We start from the raw sequence: 18,254 nt of genomic DNA, 5'->3' as shown, positions 1-18,254 counted from the left end.
CGCCCCCGCTTGCCCCGCCACCCTCGCTTGCCCCGCCACCCTCGCCGCAACCTCCGCAAGCCCGCCCTCACCTACGTCGCCCCGCCCCCGCTTGCCCCGCCTCGCCGCCTGCCAAATTTCCCCCCACGCCTGTCAAATCTGTCCCAACTTTTGCTGTCTTTCTGGCATCTCCACGAGCAGGCCCTTTTTTTGCATATAAAAGAGGAAGAATAATCGCATGGCACACGTATCAACAGAAGAATTGTACAACCGACTGATTATCCGCCTATTGGCTTTTAACGAAACCGTAGGTCACATAATTTAAGACAGGTGTATATAAATACTTAATTTTGGGGTTAGAAGATCATTGAATCAATAGACGAATCATTAAAACAACAAAATCATGGCTACAGTAGAATTCAACCAGCTCCTGGTCAACAACGCAGAGTTCTTAAAGCCGTTCGCTATCACGCTCACCCGTGATTCTGAAGCAGCAAAAGACCTTTTCCAGGAAACTCTGTTTCGCGCATTAGCAAACAAGGATAAGTATAACGTAGGCACTAACATCAAGGCGTGGCTTTACACGATCATGCGGAATATTTTTATCAATAACTACCGCCGTAAAGCCAAACAAAATACCATCTTTGACAGTACTCCCAACGAATTCCTGTTAAACTCCGCGCAAATGGCAGTGCCCGGTACTGTCGAAAGCAACCTCCGGGTAAAGGATATCCAGGCGGCGATCCACAAGCTGCCGGAGATTTTCCGCAATCCTTTCCTGCTTTATTTCGATGGATTCAAATACCACGAGATTGCCGAGATGCTACAGGAGCCCCTGGGTACTATCAAGAGTCGCATCCACTTTGCCCGCAAGCTCCTGAAGAATCAGATCCAGCGATTTTAACGCCTGTCTGTCATCTCCATTCGGGCCAAGACGGACCGAAGGTCCGTCGGCCGAAGGCCAGACATAAGCCGATTGCGGAAGATGTGCAATTTTTCCGAAAGCACATCTTCCGCACATAAATTCCTAACTTGGTGCATGCATAGAGAAGAAGTAATCCTGGTCAATGAGGAAGATGCTCCAATAGGTACGATGGAAAAAATGGAAGCGCACCGGAAAGCCGTCTTACACCGGGCCTTCAGTGTTTTCATTTTCAATTCGAAAGGAGAGATGCTGTTACAACAGCGTGCGGGGGATAAATATCATAGCCCGGGGCTGTGGACAAACGCATGTTGCAGCCATCCCCGGCCGGGGGAAGATACGCTTGCCGCAGCATGCCGCAGGCTTCGGGAAGAGCTGGGGTTCACCACCAGCCTGGAAAAACTTTTCGACTTTACCTATCGTTCGGAATTTGATAACGGTCTCACGGAATTCGAGTTCGATCATGTCTTTGTGGGATATTATGATGATGAAGACATCCATCCCAATGCTGCCGAAGTGAGTGATTATCGGTACTGCTCGCTGGAAGAAATAAAGGAAGGCCTGGCTGTCCATCCGGATAATTATACCAGCTGGTTCCACCTGGCCTTCCCGTTAGTAAGGGAAAAGATGGCGACTACTCGCAAAGGTTAAGCCCGTCCGAACCAAGGGTGCTGAACTGGAAATACTTCACCTTTCCCGCCGCGCCGGCCACATCATAATGCAGAACGAGGGTGCCATACTGCATTTCAAAGGCATCCCAGAGATCGTCTTTTATCTTCGGATTACCCAGGGTCCTGAACAGTGTGCCGCGTTTCGTCCCCAGGAGAGGGATGCTGGTCTTGCCGATTAATTTGGGGCCTACCTCGACATACTTTCTTTTAGTGTAGAACATGATCCCCTTGTCCTTAAAGAAAATGCCGCCGCCGCATTTGGCTTCATTGGATTCATCTTCGGCGCTGGTGAAACAGGGAAATTTCTCCTTGATCTCGTTTTGGGTGTAGTTGGGCTTGATGCCATTGACCGTGCCGTCGAGCACATCTACATAAAAGTCCGGGCATTTTACCTTGGCCTTTAGCTGTCCCATGCTTACGGACACGAAACCCATAAATAACATTACGGAAAAGAGTTGCTTCATAAGTAGTGCGATTTTAGCTTTTGTTGCTATCCAGACCGGATGGAATCCGGTCCCGGACATTGGCGAATGTCCTGGCAAAAAATTATTTTTTATGGCATTTTTTGCCAGGATTCTTACAGCAAAATCCTTGCTAGAATGGCTTCCGACCGCTAATTTTCCGCTATGCACCACTTCAGAAAGATCGATTTTTTACGGGGAATAGCCATTCTCACCGTTTTTCAGGCGCATTTTCTGTGGTACTATTTCCCCGCCTATGGAGGGATGGTCGTTGCAGATAGCGGCCACCCTGCCGCCCGGGTATTCCTGTTGAACTTTCTGCCCCGCAGCATCGGCTGGGGAGGGGTAACGATATTTATTCTTGTCAGTGGCTTCCTTCTTCACCTGGGCTATCTGAAAGACCGGCAATTCACCCTGCGCGGGTTCTACAGCCGGCGGTTTTGGCGGGTTTATCCACCCTATCTCCTGGTCTTGATCGCCTTTAGCCTCTTCCTGGAAAAGGGTCTTTTCAGCAGCAGGGACGGCTGGCTCACCTTTCTGCTCCACGCTCTCTCGTTGCAGAACCTTTTTACCCGGACGTATTTTTCCGTCAATCCCACCTTCTGGTGTCTGGCCGCGGAGGTACAGCTCTATTTGCTGTATGCTCTTTTTCTCTATGGCAGGAAACGATGGGGAGTAAAGCCGATGGTAGGGTTCACCTTTCTTCTTTCCGTGGCATGGCAGACCGTCGGCATGCACGTAAGCAGCCTGGCCGGTGCCCTGCCCTGGGCCAACGCTCCCGTTTCGCTCTGGTTTATCTGGGCGACAGGCGCCTTGCTGGGGGAAGCGTATTTTGAAGGGAAAAGCCTATGGAGTTTTCTAAGCCGCCGCGATCGCCTCTTCGCCCTCGGCGGTCTGGTAGTTGCGGTTTGCGTGGCGCCGATCTATGCCCTGGGGCAATATGCGGTCGCCATCATCGGGGTATTCTTTATGGACTGGTTCCTGCATGCCAAAAGAATAACCCTGCAAAACTGGCCTGCCAGGGTCGTCATTACGATAGGCCTGTGCAGCTTTAGCATTTTTCTGGTGCATCAGCCGCTGATCCATGTATTCATTGGTTTGTTCAACAAGAGCCCCCTGCACTATCCCGGTTACAGGGTGGTAAGTGGTATTCTCGCAACGCTGGCGATCTTCCTCCTTTCGTACGCGATGTATCATTGGGTGGAGCTCCCTTCCATCCGGATAGGAAACAGGCTGCGTCAGAACAACCCCTCAACCAGGAAGTAGGCGCCCACTACGGTCAGCAGCAGGCTGCCATACCAGAGATTCCTCCGCCGGGTGATGAGAGAGATGGCGGAGACGGCAATGGCTATCTGAAAAGCCGTAACGGCGGAAGCTAGTGGAACATGTTTGGCCAGATGGGCGTCGGACGCTTTTTCGGCTTCTTCGGCCTGCTTCTTTACATCTGCCTTTTCTTTATCGTAGCGGGCAATATCCTTGCTGTTGTCCCCTTCTGCAGGCACCGCGGCGCCATTGTCGCCCGCTCCTGCCGCGCCGTTGCGGCTAGCCCCCACCGCATGCTCATTCGCCCCCGTTCCGCCCCTCACTGCCCGCATGATCTTATCGGTATTCACCAATATCTCCTGTTTCACGCTCTTAGCCTGGTAGTAATTCCAGGCGTCGGAGGCCTTCACCCTTTCAACCAGCGCCTCGTTGGCATGGTGACCCGCCAGCAGACCAGCGACAGCCGCCAATACGGCCATCATCGCAGTGGACAAAGCAACATAAAGCGTCCACTTGTCTTTCTTCTCCTCGGCCTCTTCCTGGATCTTTTCATGCAGGTGTTCGGTTGGAACTTCCAATTCTTCCATGGACAACAATTTAAGACCCTAAGCTATGACTATTTACTTAAATACATGCTCCTGTCCTTGTAGAGCCGCCGGAAATTGGGGTCCCGCAGGTCTTTAATAAAGCGGATGGATTCCCCGGTAGACTTCATCTCGGGTCCCAGCTCTGTTCTGACACCGGGGAATTTGGAAAAGCTGAACACCGGCTCCTTGATGGCATAGCCCTGCAGCCTCTTCTCGAATGTGAAGTCCTTCAGCTTGTGCTCACCCAGCATGATCTTCGTCGCAATGTTGAGGTAGGGAATCTGGTAGGCCTTGGCGATGAAGGGAGTCGTCCGTGAAGCCCTTGGGTTGGCCTCTATCACATAGACCTTCCCACTCTTTATCGCAAACTGTACATTGATAAGCCCTTTTATATTCAGCGCCCGGGCGATCTTTTCCGCATAATATTCCATCGTCGTCACTTCCATCGGGCTGAGGTTAAAGGCCGGCAGCACGGCATGGCTGTCGCCGCTGTGGATACCCGCGGGCTCGATGTGCTCCATCACTCCCATCACATGGAAGTCGTCACCGTCAAAGATGGCATCCACCTCTGCTTCCTGGCAGCGGTCGAGAAAATGGTCGATAAGTATCTTGTTACCGGGAATATGTTTCAACAGGCTCACCACCGCCTTTTCAACTTCATCATCATTTATCACGATCCGCATCCGCTGGCCACCCAGTACATAGGAGGGCCGCACCAGTACAGGATATCCCACCCGGTTCGCCACCTGCACGGCTTCGTCTACATCATATGCCGTCCCGTAGTCGGGGTAGGGGATGCTCAGTTCTTTCAGCATGTCGCTGAACCGGCCCCGGTCCTCTGCGATGTCCATGCTGTCGAAAGAGGTGCCGATGATCCTGATCCCTTTGGCTGTAAGGCTTTCGGCTAATTTCAGGGCCGTCTGGCCGCCCAGCTGCACGATAACACCCTCGGGCTTCTCATGCTGGATTATCTCCCAGAGATGCTCCCAGTAGACGGGTTCAAAATAAAGCTTGTCGGCAACGTCGAAGTCGGTAGATACCGTCTCGGGGTTGCAATTGACCATGATGGCCTCATAGCCGCATTCCTTTATGGCGAGCAGCCCATGGACACAGCAATAGTCGAATTCAATACCCTGACCGATGCGGTTGGGACCGCTGCCCAGGACGACGATCTTCTTTTTATCGCTGACCTTGCTTTCATTGGCATGGCCACCCTCGAAGGTGGAGTAGAAGTAGGGAGTCTTTGCCTCGAATTCAGCCGAGCAGGTATCTACCATTTTAAAGATGCGGGTGATGCCGGCGGCAACGCGTTTTTCATACAGGCTTTCCTCCGACCCCGAACCTATGATCTTGACGATCTGCTCGTCGCCGAATCCCAGCTTCTTGGCTTCCGACAGCAAGGGCAGGGGAAGGGTCTCTATGTTATACTTCGCCAGCTCTTTCTCCATGTTGACGATCTTCTGGATCTCATAGAGGAACCAGCGGTCGATGCCGTTGGTGGCCTTGGAGATGGTCCCTACGGAGATGCCCGCCATCAATGCATCCTTGATGCGGAAGATGCGGTCCCACTTCGGCGTCTTGATATATTCCAGCAGCTCTTCGGCATGCATGAGGCTTTTTCCATAGTAGCCCAGGCCCACGGCATTATTCTCCAGGCTCTGACAGGCCTTCTGTACGGCTTCGGTAAAGCTTCTGCCGATGGCCATCACTTCCCCGACGCTTTTCATCTGTAATCCCAGGGTATCGTTGGCGCCTTTGAACTTGTCGAAGTTCCAACGCGGTATCTTCACGATGACATAATCCTGCACGGGCTCAAAGTAGGCGGAAGTAGTCTTGGTGATCTGGTTCTTCAGCTCGTCGAGATAGTAGCCGATGGCCAGCTTGGCGGCGATCTTTGCGATGGGATAACCCGTTGCCTTGGAGGCCAGGGCAGAGCTGCGGCTCACCCGGGGGTTGATCTCGATGGCGATGATCTCTTCCGTCTTGGGGTTGAGGGCGAACTGTACATTGCAGCCGCCGGCAAAATTCCCCAGATCCCTCATCATCATGATCGCGGTGTTGCGCATCAGCTGAAAAGCCGTGTCGCTAAGCGTCATGGCCGGCGCCACGGTGATGGAGTCTCCCGTGTGTACACCCATCGGGTCGAAGTTCTCCACCGTACAGATGATGACTACATTATTATTGGCATCACGCAGCAGCTCGAGCTCGAACTCCTTCCAGCCGAGTACCGCCTGCTCCACCAGCACTTCGTGGATCGGCGATGCCTGAAGACCTCTGTTCAGCGCTTCGTCGAGGTCTTCTTTGTCGTGTACAAAACCGCCGCCGGTGCCGCCGAGGGTGAAGGACGGCCGGATCACCAGCGGAAAGCCAATCTCCTGGGCGAACTCTTTTCCTTCGAGGAAGGAGTTGGCCGTCTTGGCCGTGGCGACGGGTACTCCCAGTTCGATCATCCACTGCCTGAACTTCTCGCGGTCTTCCGCTTTGTCGATGGCTTTGATGTCTACACCGATGAGCCGGACCCCATATTTTTCCCAGATGCCGAGGTCTTCGGCTTCTTTTGCCAGATTGAGGGCCGTTTGACCACCCATGGTCGGCAGGACAGCGTCTATCTTGTTCTCTTCCAATATCTGCTCGATACTCTCCACCGTCAGTGGCAACAGGTAAACCCTGTCTGCCATCATCGGGTCGGTCATAATAGTAGCCGGGTTACTGTTGATGAGGATCACTTCGACCCCTTCTTCCCGCAGGCTGCGGGCGGCCTGAGTACCGGAATAATCGAATTCACAGGCTTGACCGATGATGATGGGACCCGATCCGATGATCAGGACTGAACGAATGGAGGAGTCTTTGGGCATGTAGAAAAAATAAATTGCGCAAAGGTACGGATCAGTGGGGGTTGTTCCAAAAGAAAAACCCCGGCAGACGCCGGGGTTCTCGTATAACTAACAATTTACAAGGTAAGCTCGCTCAGTTTTTGTGGTATGACGCCAACTCGATATCATCGAGCAGCACACCGCCCTTCCGCGCAATAGATTTACGCTCCGCCATCAGCCTCCGATTCTCGTACTTGCTTTTCATGCGGAACACCCATTTCTGTTTTGCTTCTTCGCCTTTGACAACGCCTATCATTCCTCCGACAGTCACTGCCAGAAAAACGACCATTTTGTTTTTAAATCCTTTCATAACTGTACTTTTTGATGGTGAACCCTTCCTTACTATAGACATCTCTACTTAGCCAAAAGCTGTACCAAAATCTAAAAAAAACCTACCCTTTTCGTAGTATTTTTTGAATGGCCTGTTTCAATTGCTGATTGGTAACAGCTTATTAACAAACGCTTCACTTTTTCCATTGGTACATACGTTAAGATCCCCTCTGCGGATTTGTCACCGGGCCGACAGATCCTGCTTTAAAGACATCAAATTGGGAAGAATTGGCTCACAATGGGAATAGCTACATTTGCTTATTAATCCTGTATTAACATCATGAAGTATCTTCTTGTTGCGGTCTGTTGTTGTTGTACATTTCAAAGCTTTGCTCAAGGTGCCGCTGGAAGCGGCTCGACCGAGGGTCAGACATCAGCCTTCTTTCAAGAGGCTTCCTATCCCCACAATTATTTCCGCGATCCTCTTGCCATCCCGATGAAGCTGGCCGCCAACTTTGGCGAGCTGCGCCCCAATCACTACCACATGGGATTGGACATCCGCACACAGGCCCGGGAGAACCTACCCGTCTTTGCCGCTGCCGATGGTTATGTCGCCCGGGTATCCGTGGAGCCCGCGGGCTTCGGCCAGGCGATCTATATCTGTCATCCCAATGGATATACCACAGTATACGGCCACCTCAATAAATTCTTTCCTGCATTGGCGGCCTATGTGCACGACCAACAATATCGCCGTCAGTCCTGGCAGCTATCCCTCGAGCTGCCGCCTACCCTCTTCCCCGTGAAGAAAGGCGACTTTATTGCCTACAGCGGCAACACCGGCGGCTCCCAGGGACCTCATCTCCATTTCGAGATCCGCCGTACTGCCGGCGACGTCAACCTCAACCCCTTACTCTTTGGCATGCCCGTGCCTGACAACACCCCGCCTACCCTGCTGCGCCTGGCCTGGTACGATCGCAACCAGGGCATCTACGAACAGTCACCGCACATTTTACCCATTCACCGGGGGGCTGTACCATCGTGCGACTGCCTTCCCGCGACCGCGTCCTGGGCCCTTGCCCCTTCCCTGCTCATTGTCCCCACTACCCGCATCAGCTTTGCGTTGTCAGCCTTCGATACGCAAAGCGGCTCTGCCAATCCCAACGGCATCTATGAGGCCGGCCTGTATGTCGATGGCGAACCGGTCGTCGGCTTCCGGATGAACAACATCAGCTATGACAACACGCGAAACATAAATGCCCACATCGATTATAAGACCCGGGAAATGGGCGGGCCATTTTTGCAACAACTGTTCATCTTGCCAGGCTATCCAGCTCCTACCATCTATGCTTCGCCCGCCAATCATCCGGGTGATGGGGTTGTCCCGCTCGAGGACGGCCGCTTTCATACCATCCGGATAGAAGTAAAAGATACCTACGGCAACACCTCCCGGCTGCAGTTTCGGGTACAATACCAGCCGGCGACGGACATCACTGCAACAGCTTCCACGTCTTACGCCCCACCTGCCTATACCCTGAGTAAAAAATTCTACGTCGGGATGGTCGATGGACTCGAAACACCGGACTTTGCCTTCTACCTCGGCGAGAAAAGTCTCTATGACTCGGTGACCGTCGGCGCCACCACGATCGGCTACCCCGGCTCCGGTTTATCCCTGCCCGGCGGTGTCTCTGCCGTACAGGCTATCGGCGAACCCTGGATACCGTTGCTCGACCCCGTGCTGGTGCGGCTGCGACCCATCTCCTCTACGGCAAAAGACAGCTTGCAGGCTGCCAGTAGTACACCGGTGCCTGTCGACAACATCGTAATGGTCTGTTTCAATGGCGCCTCAAAAGACGTACAGCGCCCGCAGTGGCAGGGAGGCTGGGCATCCGCCCGCTGGCGGCAGTTCGGCAACTTTCAGTTGGTGGAAGACCAGGAAGCGCCCGTCATCACCTTGCCCGGAACCCCGGACGGGACCGACCTGAGTAAGGCCACCCGCATAGTTGTCTCCGTAAAAGACAACCTCGGCGCCATCCGCAACTTCAGGGCCGAACTCGACCCGCCGGCAGACTGTAAGGGTGGCCAGTGGCTTTGTTTCACCAATGACAAGGGCCTCGCCTATATCTATTACTTTGACGAGAAATGCCCGGCCGGCAGACATCTGTTGCGCATCACTGCACAGGATGTGGCGGGAAATGAGGCGACCAAAGAGATCTGGTTCACCCGCTGAGTGCAGCTATTTGAAGAGGGAATATTTCAGGATGCAATACAAGGCCCGGAAACCATCCCGCATTCCGATCTTTTTGCCCTCGGCATAGGTACGGCCATAGTAAGAGATGCCGACCTCGTAGATGCGGATATTCTCCAGCTTGGCTATCTTGCTGGTCACCTCCGGCTCGAATCCGAATCGCTTCTCTTCGAGCTTTAAACCCTGGATGATCTTTGTGTCGAACAGCTTATAGCAAGTCTCCATATCGGTCAGGTTCAGATTGGTGAACATATTGCTCAGCGAAGTAAGAAACTTGTTGCCGATGGAATGCCAGAAGAAAAGGATGCGGTGGGGCGAGCCACCCATGAAGCGGGAGCCGTATACGACATCGGCAGAACCCTTCAGGACGGGCTTGAGAAGATCGTTGTACTCGTCGGGATCATACTCCAGGTCGGCATCCTGTATCACGAGGAACTCCCCCGTGGCCCGCGCGATGCCCGTATGGAGGGCGGCGCCCTTGCCCATGTTCTTTTCGTGTTTGAAATACTGGATGTTCAGGGCTTGATTGGTACTGATGTATCTTTGGAGGGCCTGCTCCGTATCATCGGTGGAACAGTCGTTTACTACGATCACTTCCTTTTCGATGCCATTGGATAAGATAACGTTCTTGATCCGGTCGAGGATAAGATGGATGGTCTTTCCTTCATTGTAAGCCGGAATGACAATGGATAACTTGTTGATCTGTTTGGTCATTGAATAGTGCGGCTGCTGTTAGCGGGCAAATTAATGTATATTTCAGTCACGATCAAACGTATTTAAACATGATTCTATTGCAGGAAGGTGACAAGGCCCCGGCCTTTACCGGGAAGGATGCCGGCGGAAACAAGGTTTCCCTCTCCGATTACAAAGGGAAGCGACTGGTGCTGTATTTCTATCCCGAAGACGATACGCCCACCTGTACAGTACAGGCCTGTAATCTTCGCGATAACTTTTCTCTATTGCAGCGAGAAGGCCTCTCGGTCGTCGGCGTCAGCCCGAATGATGAGAAAAGCCATCAGAAATTCACGAAAAAATTCAGTCTGCCGTTTCCGCTCATCGCCGATGTGGACCATAAGATCATCGACAAGTATGGCGTATGGGGAGAGAAGCAGCTGTATGGCCGCAAATACCTGGGACTCCATCGGACCACCTTCCTCATCGATGAGAAAGGGGTGATCCGGAAAATATTCCTGAAGCCGAAGAACAAGGCACATGCTGAGGAGGTGGTTGCAGCCTGGGCAGCGCTCGGGCCGCTCAAATAAGCCATTCCACCTCGCCAAAGGCAAATTCCCGCTCCAGCACGTCTTTGGTCAGGAGCATGCCCTGGGCGGTTACACCCTGCACCACGGTCTTGAAAACAGCATTGTCCTTTTTCAACCTAACCTCGCGGCCGCGGCCATATAAGTGCTGGTTGTATTGCTGCAATTGAACGGCAGCGTCACCGGCCTCCAACCCGGCATACCGTTCATCCAAAAAAACGCCCAACTCGCGGGCCAGTTGCAACGAATCGAAGGGCTTGCCCGTTATCTGTCGCAGGGAAACGGGATTGCGGGCCGTGGATGGAAATTCCACCTGGTTGATGTTGATCCCCATTCCTGCGATGGCATACAACCACCGGTCGCCTTTGAAATGGTTCTCGATGAGGATGCCCCCTGCCTTTCTGTCATTCCAGTAAAGGTCGTTGGGCCACTTGATGGTGGTAGCTTCACCCGCATATCGACTGAAAAGGTCGTGGCAGGCCAACGCTACCGCGACACTGAGACGAAAGGTCGCCGAAACGGGCAACGCAACTGGCTCTAAAACAGCGCTGAGGATGATGTTTTCACCGGGCTTGCTCGACCACTCGCGACCTCGTTGTCCTTTGCCGGCCCATTGGTCGTGCGCGAAGATGAGAGTACCGTGCGGAGCAGCGCCCGCAACGGCCCGGGCCATGGCATAGTTGTTGGTGCTATCCACTGATTCTAATTCAATAAAAGCGTGACCGATCGCCAAAAGATTCCTATTTTTGGTAGGATGTAAAAATATACCCGGTTTCTCATAAAAATTTGATTATCACAAAAAACGTTTTGATTATTGGAACAGCTTTCTATCTTAGCTACCCGCAAGCGCAGCAGCGTAGTTCGATTAACGAGGAATTCGAAGATTTTTAAGACGATCATAAAAGCGATCCAGGAGAAAAAGGGTGAAAACATCATTTCTCTCGACCTAAGAAAGATACCGGAAGCAGTAGCGGATTTTTTTATCATTTGCGAGGCCGCCAGCACCACCCAGGTAAAGGCGATCGCGGACTCGGTGGAAGAGGAAGCGAAGAGGAATTGTGACGAGCTCCCCTATAAACACGAAGGCAGACAAACCTATCAGTGGGTTTTGATCGATTATGTGAATGTAGTGGTCCACGTGATGCTGCCGGAAAATCGCCGTTTTTATAAATTGGAGGACATGTGGAGCGATGCTCCGCAGGAAACTCATGAGGGATAGAAAGGGGACTGAACCGACAATTTAACAGGTTATTTTGCCGTTTCAAGCTAATTTTTTGAACTTTTTCACCGTATAAGTTTTATTATTAATACCGCTAAACAACACGGACAACTACAAAAATGCCACAAGACGATTTGAAACAGAACGATAAAAACAACTTTCCAAGGTTCAGACCCAGGGGAGATGATGATAATGGTCAGAGAAAGGGGCCGAAATTCAGCATATATTGGATATGGGGGATCATTGCAGCAGTACTCATCGGGTTCAACTTGTTCGGTTCGTTCTCACCGGATGCTCATCCGGCCGAGGAACTGGATTTCCGGAAAGTGATGCTGGCCCAGGGTGACGTCGATAAGATCGACCTCATCTCCAACAAGAACCTGGTTCGGGTATACATAAAAAAAGACAGCCTTAACAAAGCTTTTTATTCCAAGTACAACAAGCAGAACAGCTGGCCCGGCGGCATGAGCAAGGATGGTCCCCAGTTCGAATTCCGCGTCACTGACGTAAAGGAATATGAGACTATTTTGCGGAAATATTTTGCCGATCACCCCAACCTGGAAGTTCCGATCAACTCCAAGCCGGAAGGCGAATGGTTCGGCCCTCTGCTGAATTTCCTGCTCCCATTGCTGATCATCGTGCTCATCTGGGTCATGCTCATGCGTAAAATGGGCGGCCAGGCCGGTACGGGTGGTCCGGGAGGCATCTTCAACATTGGCAAATCGAAGGCCACCCTCTTTGACAAAGGGACAAAGGTCACCATCACCTTCAGCGACGTAGCAGGCCTGGATGAAGCCAAGGTGGAGGTTATGGAGATCGTAGATTTCCTCAAAAATCCAAAAAAGTACACCGCCCTCGGTGGAAAGATACCCAAGGGCGCTCTGCTCGTAGGCCCTCCGGGGACGGGTAAGACCCTGCTGGCAAAAGCCATGGCCGGTGAGGCACAGGTTCCCTTCTTCTCGATGAGTGGCTCGGACTTCGTAGAACTGTTTGTCGGCGTCGGCGCCAGCCGCGTTCGCGACCTGTTCAAACAAGCGCGCGAAAAAGCCCCCTGCGTCATCTTCATCGACGAAATAGACGCTATCGGTCGCGCCCGTGGTAAGAATGCGATCATGAGCAACGACGAAAGGGAAAGCACCCTCAACCAGCTGCTCGTGGAAATGGACGGTTTTGGCGGCGACAGCGGCATCATCGTCCTGGCTGCCACCAATCGGCCTGACGTCCTCGATACTGCCCTGTTGCGGCCTGGCCGCTTCGACCGGCAGATCTCGATCGACAAACCCGATCTCAAGGGTCGCGAGGCCATCTTCAAGGTTCACCTTAAACCGATAAAGATCTCCAGCAAGCTCGATATCCATAAGTTGGCCGAACAGACGCCTGGTTTCGCCGGCGCGGACATCGCCAACGTCTGCAATGAAGCCGCGCTCATTGCCGCCCGCAAGGGGAAAGAGACTGTAGAGATGGAAGACTTCCAGGATGCAGTGGACAGGGTCATCGGCGGCCTGGAGAAGAAGAATAAGATCATCTCTCCCGACGAGAAGCGCATCATTGCCTATCATGAAGCGGGCCATGCCATTTGCGGGTGGTATTTGGAGCACGCCTACCCATTGTTAAAGGTGACCATCGTACCGCGTGGCGTAGCAGCACTCGGTTATGCCCAGTATACGCCAAAAGAACAATATCTCTATAATACTGATCAGCTGTTTGACCAGATCTGTATGACGCTCGGTGGCCGCGCCAGCGAAGAGCTGAATTTTGGCAAGATCTCCACGGGCGCCCAGAACGACCTCCAGCAGATAACCAAGATCGCCTATTCCATGGTCACCGTCTATGGGATGAACGACAAGGTTGGCAATGTCAGCTTCTACGATCCTCAACAGGAGAATTCCTTTACCAAGCCCTATTCCGAAGAGACGTCCCGGCTCATCGACGAAGAAGTACGGAAGCTCATCGACAAGGCTTACGACGCCACCAAGCACCTGCTGGTGGAAAAGACACGGGAAGTGAAGCTGCTGGCGGAAGCCCTCCTCGAACGCGAAGTTCTCTTCCAGAGCGATGTGGAACTCCTCATCGGCAAGCGTCCTTATGAAGAGAAAAGAGCGCTGGATGTGTCCGAGCATGACAATGGAGTGCCGACCCCTGTGGTCGTTCCTCCTCAAACCGAAGAAGTAAAATAATGAGCGTCTCTTCGACAAAAGAGAATATTCTGAAAAAGATAAGGCAGGCGTTGAGTGACTCAACGCCTATTCCTTTTCCGCAAAGCGAAGGAAATACCTCCGTCTTTCAACCTCCCACGCAGGACCTCGAGATCGAGTTCGCCGAACAGTTTGCGAGATTACAGGGGAAGTTTATCTTTTGTGTCGACGGCGACGAACTGGTAGTCCAGTTGAATGCCCTCATCGCCAGCCAGGGACTGAAAAAACTCTATTGCCGGGAGGAGAAGCTGCGGGCGACGCTGAAAGCCCATGCCTTCGACGGCTTTTCCGATGTGGAGCTGGGAGACTGTGACGCGGCGGTCACCACCTGTGAAGCGCTGGTGGCCAGGACAGGCACCATCGTCCTCAGCAGCGCCGGCCCCAGCGGCCGTACGGTGAGCGTATATGCCCCCATTCACATCTGCATCGCTTACACCGATCAGTTGGTCTATGATATCCGGGATGGGCTGGTTGGACTAAAGGAAAAATACCAGCATCAGCTGCCATCGCTGATAAGTTTTGCGACCGGCCCAAGCCGTACCGCCGATATCGAAAAGACCCTGGTCGTCGGTGTGCATGGACCCAAACAGGTTTATCTATTTCTGGTGGATAGGCACTAGCGGGCCTGTGGCCCGCTGGCCGAAGGCCCGACATTAGCCACGTTGCGCCGGAGGTTATTTTTCGCTAAAACCGAAGGCGCAACGTAAATTCGCCGCATGCAAATCCCTCCCGGAAAAAAAATATACTTCCTCTCCGACTTTCATCTTGGCGCACCCGACCATGCGGCCAGCCTGGTTCGTGAGCGGCGTATCGTCGACTTCCTCGAAAAAATTCGCCGGGATGCTGCCGTCATCTTCATCGTCGGCGACCTCTTCGATTTCTGGTATGAATACCGGACGGTCGTACCCAAAGGGTATGTCCGCATCCTGGGAAAAATGGCTGAGCTGACGGATGCAGGCATCCCCATCCATTTCTTCATCGGCAACCACGACATGTGGATGAGAGGCTACTTCGAAGAAGAGATGAATATCCCCGTCTATCATGAGCCAAAGGTCTTTGTCTTCAACGGGATGAAATTTTTTGTCGGTCACGGCGACGGCCTGGGGCCTGGCGACCATGGCTATAAGTTTATCAAGAAAGTCTTCCGCAACCCGGTGTGTCAGGCGCTTTTTGGTCTGCTGCCGCCGGCCATCGGGGTGGGACTGGCGGGCTGGCTTAGCCGACGCAGCCGGGCCGTCACCGGTAATGGGGACGCTGTCTTCCTCGGCGAGGACAAGGAGTGGCTGATCCTCTATTGCCGGGAAGTGTTAAAAAAACAACGGTACGATTACTTTATTTTCGGTCACCGTCACCTGCCTATCGACTTTTTACTGGACAATACCGGCAGCCGGTATATCAATCTGGGCGATTGGATACGTTATTATACGTATGCCGTGTTCGACGGGGAGAAGTTGACGCTCGACTGCGAGCCACCTGGGACGGCAGACAAAATCTTTCGCAAATGAGGAACCGCGCTTTCTATCTCGGCAACTTTCTATCGCCATTCATGGTAACCCTCCTTTTTTGCGGCCTGGCTCCTGGCCAGCAAGCGCGGGCGCAACAATCCTCTGCGGACACGACGACCGCATTCCGGCTGACTCAAACATTTCGCCAGGATATCGTCGACTTCACCATCGACAACCTGGGGAACATCTATGTATTGAACAAGGACAACCAGCTGAAAAAGCTGGGTCCGCAGGGCGACTCCCTCGCCGTCTTCAACGCCGTGACGCAATATGGCCGGGTAGCATCCATCGATGCCACCAATCCCCTGAAGATACTTGTCTACTACCGGGAATTCACCACCATCATCGAACTGGATCGCTTTCTCAACATCGTCAACACCATCGATCTCCGGAAGCTGAACATCCTGCAGGCAAAAGCCGTCGGGCTGGCGTATGACAACAATGTATGGGTGTTTGACGAGCTGGATGCCATCCTCAAACGCATCGGCGACGATGGTTCTCTCGTTGACAAGACCACCGACTTCCGGCAATTGTTCGATTCCGTCCCCGACCCTGCCGTCATCCGCGACCAGGGCGGGCTCGTCTATCTCTACGATCCGCAGAAGGGCGTTTATATCTTCGATCACTATGGAACCCTGAAAACCCATCTCGATCTGCGCGGCTGGCAGGATTTCGATGTCATCGACAAGAACATGCTCGGCCACGACGACCATCAGTTCTACCGCTATCAACCCGGTACGCTGAACATGCAGGAAGAGCCCATTCCCACAGCCTATAACGGAGCTATCCGCATCCGGATAACGCCCGCTATCATCTATGTCCTGAAGACCACCGGCCTGGAGGTCTATAGCCGAAAATAGGCGCCGCTCACGCCGCACCACCCGCCCCCGCTTCGCCTCCAGCCGGCACCGCTCTCACGCAACCCACTCCCCGCTTCGCCTCCGGCCGGCGCCGCCCCCCACGCCCCCCGCTCCCCGCTTCGCCGCCCCCCGCCCGCCATTTATCTATATTTGCACCATGCATCATTTCTGGAACAGCATCGTCTTGGGTAATTCGCTGGAAAGCTACATCATCGTCGCCGCCACTATTCTCTTCGTCATCGCGCTCAAACGGGTTATCGCCCGGCTCATCGCCCGGCTCATCTTCCGGTTTATCCGGCGAATGGGTTCGGGATTGGATAAGTCGGCCTTTCTCGATCTTGTCGTCGGTCCCATCGGCACCTTCCTGGTCGTCTTTGTTTCTATGTCGTCGATCGAAAAGCTGCATTTTCCCGCCGAACTCAACTTCGATATCTACGAGGTAAAGGCAAAGACCATCTTCCAGGCCATCGGCATTGTCATCATCATTGCAAGCTTTATCTGGCTGTTGATGCGGTTGGTGGATTTCATAGCCCTGGTGTTGCGGCGGAAGGCCCGCAGCGACGGCTCACCACGGGATGTCCAGATGATCGTCTTTATCCGCGACTTTCTAAAGGCGGTGCTGGGCATCATCGGCGTCCTGATGATCCTCCATTCGGCTTTTGGCGTCGATGTGTCCACCGTGGTAGGCGGTCTGGGTCTTGCCGGCGCCGCCATCGCCCTGGCAGCAAAGGAAAGCATCGAAAACCTCATCGCATCCTTTGTCATCTTCTTCGATAAGCCGTTCAAGGCCGGTGATATGCTGAATGTGAACAATATTTCCGGAACGGTAGAGAAGATCGGCCTGCGCAGCACCCGTATCCGCACCCTTCAGAAGACCTTTGTAACCGTTCCCAACAAACAAATGGTAGACAGCATCGTCGACAATCTCACGCTGAGGACACAACGAAAGGGGGAGCTAAGACTTCAGCTTAGCCTTTCGACCCCGGCCGGGCAGCTGGATGCCTTTATCGCCGGTGTCCGCAAGATCCTCATAAAGGATAAAGTAGAGAACAGCACCGTTTTTCTAAACGACATTTCGGGCAACGCCTTTCTCGTCAATGTGGATTATTTCACCGCGCCAATCGCGCTCGATGAATTCAATGCCATCAAACAACAGGTGAATTTGGATATTTTGCGGCTGATGGAGGAAATGGGTCACAGCATCGCCGGCGCCAGCACGACTATCAGTGTTACGGGAATGACCCCCGGGCCCGCCGCTCAGAGCAACAACGGCTAACCGTGGCTAGGTGTGCTTCCTTGACTTGGGGAGCCCGATAGTTTTCAGCATATCGTTTGCCTTATCCAACTTTTCCTTGGAAAGGACTTTCCCTTTGTATTTTTCAAGGGAATTGTCGATGTGCACCACCGGAGATTTCCTTTTATTTAGTCCCTTCATTTTCATATGAACAAATTTAAACATTTTTTCGCTTAACAAGAAACGCTGAGTATTCCACCCCTTTTTTGAAAAGCTCCCACTCTTCCATTTTCTGACCATAGAGATCAAAGTCCTCCTCTATTTGTACAATGTATTTTGTTAATCCAATTCTATATAGACGGGTCCTGGATTTGGTGCTGCCAGTCGCGTAAATCCATGCATCCGGGTATTTGTCGGTAAATGCGTAGACGGTGGCAACTACAGTCGCCAATACTTTTTCACTATCATTATTGTTAGAGACGATAGAATCATTGATCATACCTGTTGCTGTATCTACATCGCCAAAGGCTAAATTATACAGGCCCTTTAGATTGGTTTCTCCAAATTCAACCAGTTTTGGAATTTTCCCTTTCGGACCTTCGCTCACAAATTCAAAAAGCATGAATGAACTTTCCGCCTTAAGCTCATATCGTTCAAGGTTCATATAGCTGCATTAAACAGCCATAAAATTACTAAATTAATGTGCAAATA

21 protein-coding genes are annotated in these 18,254 nt (G+C 52.7%); 13 read left to right on the top strand and 8 right to left on the bottom strand.

Features of this window, described 5'->3' with window-relative positions; translation table 11 throughout:
• The 3 genes from IEY39_RS29865 to idi all read left to right on the top strand — a co-directional run.
• Positions 1-213 (top strand): hypothetical protein (locus IEY39_RS29865; RefSeq protein WP_229688971.1); only part of this gene is annotated, 213 nt, incomplete at its 5' end.
• A gap of 169 nt (positions 214-382) precedes the next feature.
• Positions 383-883, top strand: coding sequence for an RNA polymerase sigma factor (locus tag IEY39_RS17675; RefSeq protein WP_188933924.1), 501 nt, complete (start codon positions 383-385; stop codon positions 881-883).
• Positions 884-1,018: 135 nt separating this feature from the next.
• The gene (gene idi, locus IEY39_RS17670; RefSeq protein WP_188933922.1) at positions 1,019-1,552 is read left to right on the top strand and encodes an isopentenyl-diphosphate Delta-isomerase; all 534 of its coding nucleotides are present in this window, start codon (positions 1,019-1,021) and stop codon (positions 1,550-1,552) included.
• Here the strand turns inward: idi and IEY39_RS17665 are convergent.
• Positions 1,536-2,036: a hypothetical protein gene (locus IEY39_RS17665; protein ID WP_188933920.1), complete on the bottom strand. Its 501-nt coding sequence runs from the start codon at positions 2,034-2,036 to the stop codon at positions 1,536-1,538. The two genes, idi and IEY39_RS17665, sit on opposite strands and share 17 nt — an antisense overlap.
• Before the next feature lie 162 nt (positions 2,037-2,198).
• Here IEY39_RS17665 and IEY39_RS17660 point away from each other — a divergent pair, with 162 nt between their 5' ends.
• The gene (locus IEY39_RS17660) at positions 2,199-3,299 is read left to right on the top strand and encodes an acyltransferase family protein (RefSeq protein WP_188933918.1); all 1,101 of its coding nucleotides are present in this window, start codon (positions 2,199-2,201) and stop codon (positions 3,297-3,299) included.
• On the opposite strand, the gene IEY39_RS17655 is transcribed toward IEY39_RS17660, so the two are convergent.
• The 3 genes from IEY39_RS17655 to IEY39_RS17645 all read right to left on the bottom strand — a co-directional run bounded on the left by IEY39_RS17655 (position 3,272) and on the right by IEY39_RS17645 (position 7,066).
• On the bottom strand, positions 3,272-3,883 hold the full coding sequence (locus IEY39_RS17655; protein ID WP_188933916.1) for a DUF4337 domain-containing protein: 612 nt from the start codon (positions 3,881-3,883) through the stop codon (positions 3,272-3,274). The two genes, IEY39_RS17660 and IEY39_RS17655, sit on opposite strands and share 28 nt — an antisense overlap.
• Before the next feature lie 29 nt (positions 3,884-3,912).
• Positions 3,913-6,738 (bottom strand): carbamoyl-phosphate synthase large subunit, encoded by a 2,826-nt coding sequence (gene carB / locus IEY39_RS17650; RefSeq protein ID WP_188933914.1) that lies wholly within the window; start codon positions 6,736-6,738, stop codon positions 3,913-3,915.
• Positions 6,739-6,850: 112 nt separating this feature from the next.
• Positions 6,851-7,066, bottom strand: coding sequence for a hypothetical protein (locus IEY39_RS17645; RefSeq protein ID WP_188933909.1), 216 nt, complete (start codon positions 7,064-7,066; stop codon positions 6,851-6,853).
• Between the two features lie 237 nt (positions 7,067-7,303).
• Between IEY39_RS17645 and IEY39_RS30260 the strand changes: the two genes are divergently transcribed.
• Complete coding sequence (locus IEY39_RS30260; RefSeq protein ID WP_188934007.1) at positions 7,304-7,351, top strand: KxYKxGKxW signal peptide domain-containing protein; 48 nt, start codon at positions 7,304-7,306, stop codon at positions 7,349-7,351.
• Positions 7,352-7,366: 15 nt separating this feature from the next.
• Complete coding sequence (locus IEY39_RS17635; protein ID WP_188933907.1) at positions 7,367-9,253, top strand: M23 family metallopeptidase; 1,887 nt, start codon at positions 7,367-7,369, stop codon at positions 9,251-9,253.
• A gap of 6 nt (positions 9,254-9,259) precedes the next feature.
• Here the strand turns inward: IEY39_RS17635 and IEY39_RS17630 are convergent, their stop codons facing one another.
• Positions 9,260-9,985, bottom strand: a complete 726-nt coding sequence (locus tag IEY39_RS17630; RefSeq protein WP_188933905.1) for a glycosyltransferase family 2 protein — start codon at positions 9,983-9,985, stop codon at positions 9,260-9,262.
• Positions 9,986-10,053: 68 nt separating this feature from the next.
• Here IEY39_RS17630 and bcp point away from each other — a divergent pair, with 68 nt between their 5' ends.
• Positions 10,054-10,533, top strand: a complete 480-nt coding sequence (bcp, locus tag IEY39_RS17625) for a thioredoxin-dependent thiol peroxidase (RefSeq protein WP_188933903.1) — start codon at positions 10,054-10,056, stop codon at positions 10,531-10,533.
• Here the strand turns inward: bcp and IEY39_RS17620 are convergent.
• Positions 10,526-11,263, bottom strand: a complete 738-nt coding sequence (locus IEY39_RS17620; protein ID WP_229688970.1) for a biotin--[acetyl-CoA-carboxylase] ligase — start codon at positions 11,261-11,263, stop codon at positions 10,526-10,528. The two genes, bcp and IEY39_RS17620, sit on opposite strands and share 8 nt — an antisense overlap.
• A gap of 81 nt (positions 11,264-11,344) precedes the next feature.
• Here IEY39_RS17620 and rsfS point away from each other — a divergent pair, with 81 nt between their 5' ends.
• The 6 genes from rsfS to IEY39_RS17590 all read left to right on the top strand — a co-directional run bounded on the left by rsfS (position 11,345) and on the right by IEY39_RS17590 (position 17,585).
• Entirely contained in the window at positions 11,345-11,749 is a 405-nt protein-coding gene (gene rsfS, locus IEY39_RS17615; protein ID WP_188933901.1) for a ribosome silencing factor, read from the top strand.
• A 119-nt stretch (positions 11,750-11,868) separates the two neighbouring features.
• Complete coding sequence (ftsH, locus tag IEY39_RS17610) at positions 11,869-13,926, top strand: ATP-dependent zinc metalloprotease FtsH (RefSeq protein WP_188933894.1); 2,058 nt, start codon at positions 11,869-11,871, stop codon at positions 13,924-13,926.
• Complete coding sequence (locus IEY39_RS17605) at positions 13,926-14,564, top strand: LutC/YkgG family protein (protein ID WP_188933887.1); 639 nt, start codon at positions 13,926-13,928, stop codon at positions 14,562-14,564. Before ftsH ends, IEY39_RS17605 begins: the two co-directional genes overlap by 1 nt.
• A 96-nt stretch (positions 14,565-14,660) precedes the next feature.
• Positions 14,661-15,449: a UDP-2,3-diacylglucosamine diphosphatase gene (locus IEY39_RS17600; protein ID WP_188933885.1), complete on the top strand. Its 789-nt coding sequence runs from the start codon at positions 14,661-14,663 to the stop codon at positions 15,447-15,449.
• Positions 15,446-16,309: a hypothetical protein gene (locus IEY39_RS17595; RefSeq protein ID WP_188933883.1), complete on the top strand. Its 864-nt coding sequence runs from the start codon at positions 15,446-15,448 to the stop codon at positions 16,307-16,309. Before IEY39_RS17600 ends, IEY39_RS17595 begins: the two co-directional genes overlap by 4 nt.
• Positions 16,310-16,466: 157 nt before the next feature.
• Complete coding sequence (locus tag IEY39_RS17590; protein WP_188933881.1) at positions 16,467-17,585, top strand: mechanosensitive ion channel family protein; 1,119 nt, start codon at positions 16,467-16,469, stop codon at positions 17,583-17,585.
• Between the two features lie 6 nt (positions 17,586-17,591).
• Here IEY39_RS17590 and IEY39_RS17585 read toward each other — a convergent pair whose 3' ends face one another.
• Together IEY39_RS17585 and IEY39_RS17580 are read right to left on the bottom strand one after the other, a co-directional pair.
• Positions 17,592-17,750, bottom strand: coding sequence for a hypothetical protein (locus IEY39_RS17585; RefSeq protein ID WP_188933879.1), 159 nt, complete (start codon positions 17,748-17,750; stop codon positions 17,592-17,594).
• 10 nt (positions 17,751-17,760) lie between these two features.
• Positions 17,761-18,207: a DUF6934 family protein gene (locus tag IEY39_RS17580; RefSeq protein WP_188933877.1), complete on the bottom strand. Its 447-nt coding sequence runs from the start codon at positions 18,205-18,207 to the stop codon at positions 17,761-17,763.
• Positions 18,208-18,254 lie beyond the last annotated feature (47 nt).

The organism is Puia dinghuensis (assembly GCF_014642875.1).
GTDB classification, from domain to species: domain Bacteria; phylum Bacteroidota; class Bacteroidia; order Chitinophagales; family Chitinophagaceae; genus Puia; species Puia dinghuensis.
This window is presented reverse-complemented; position numbering and strand designations above follow the sequence as displayed.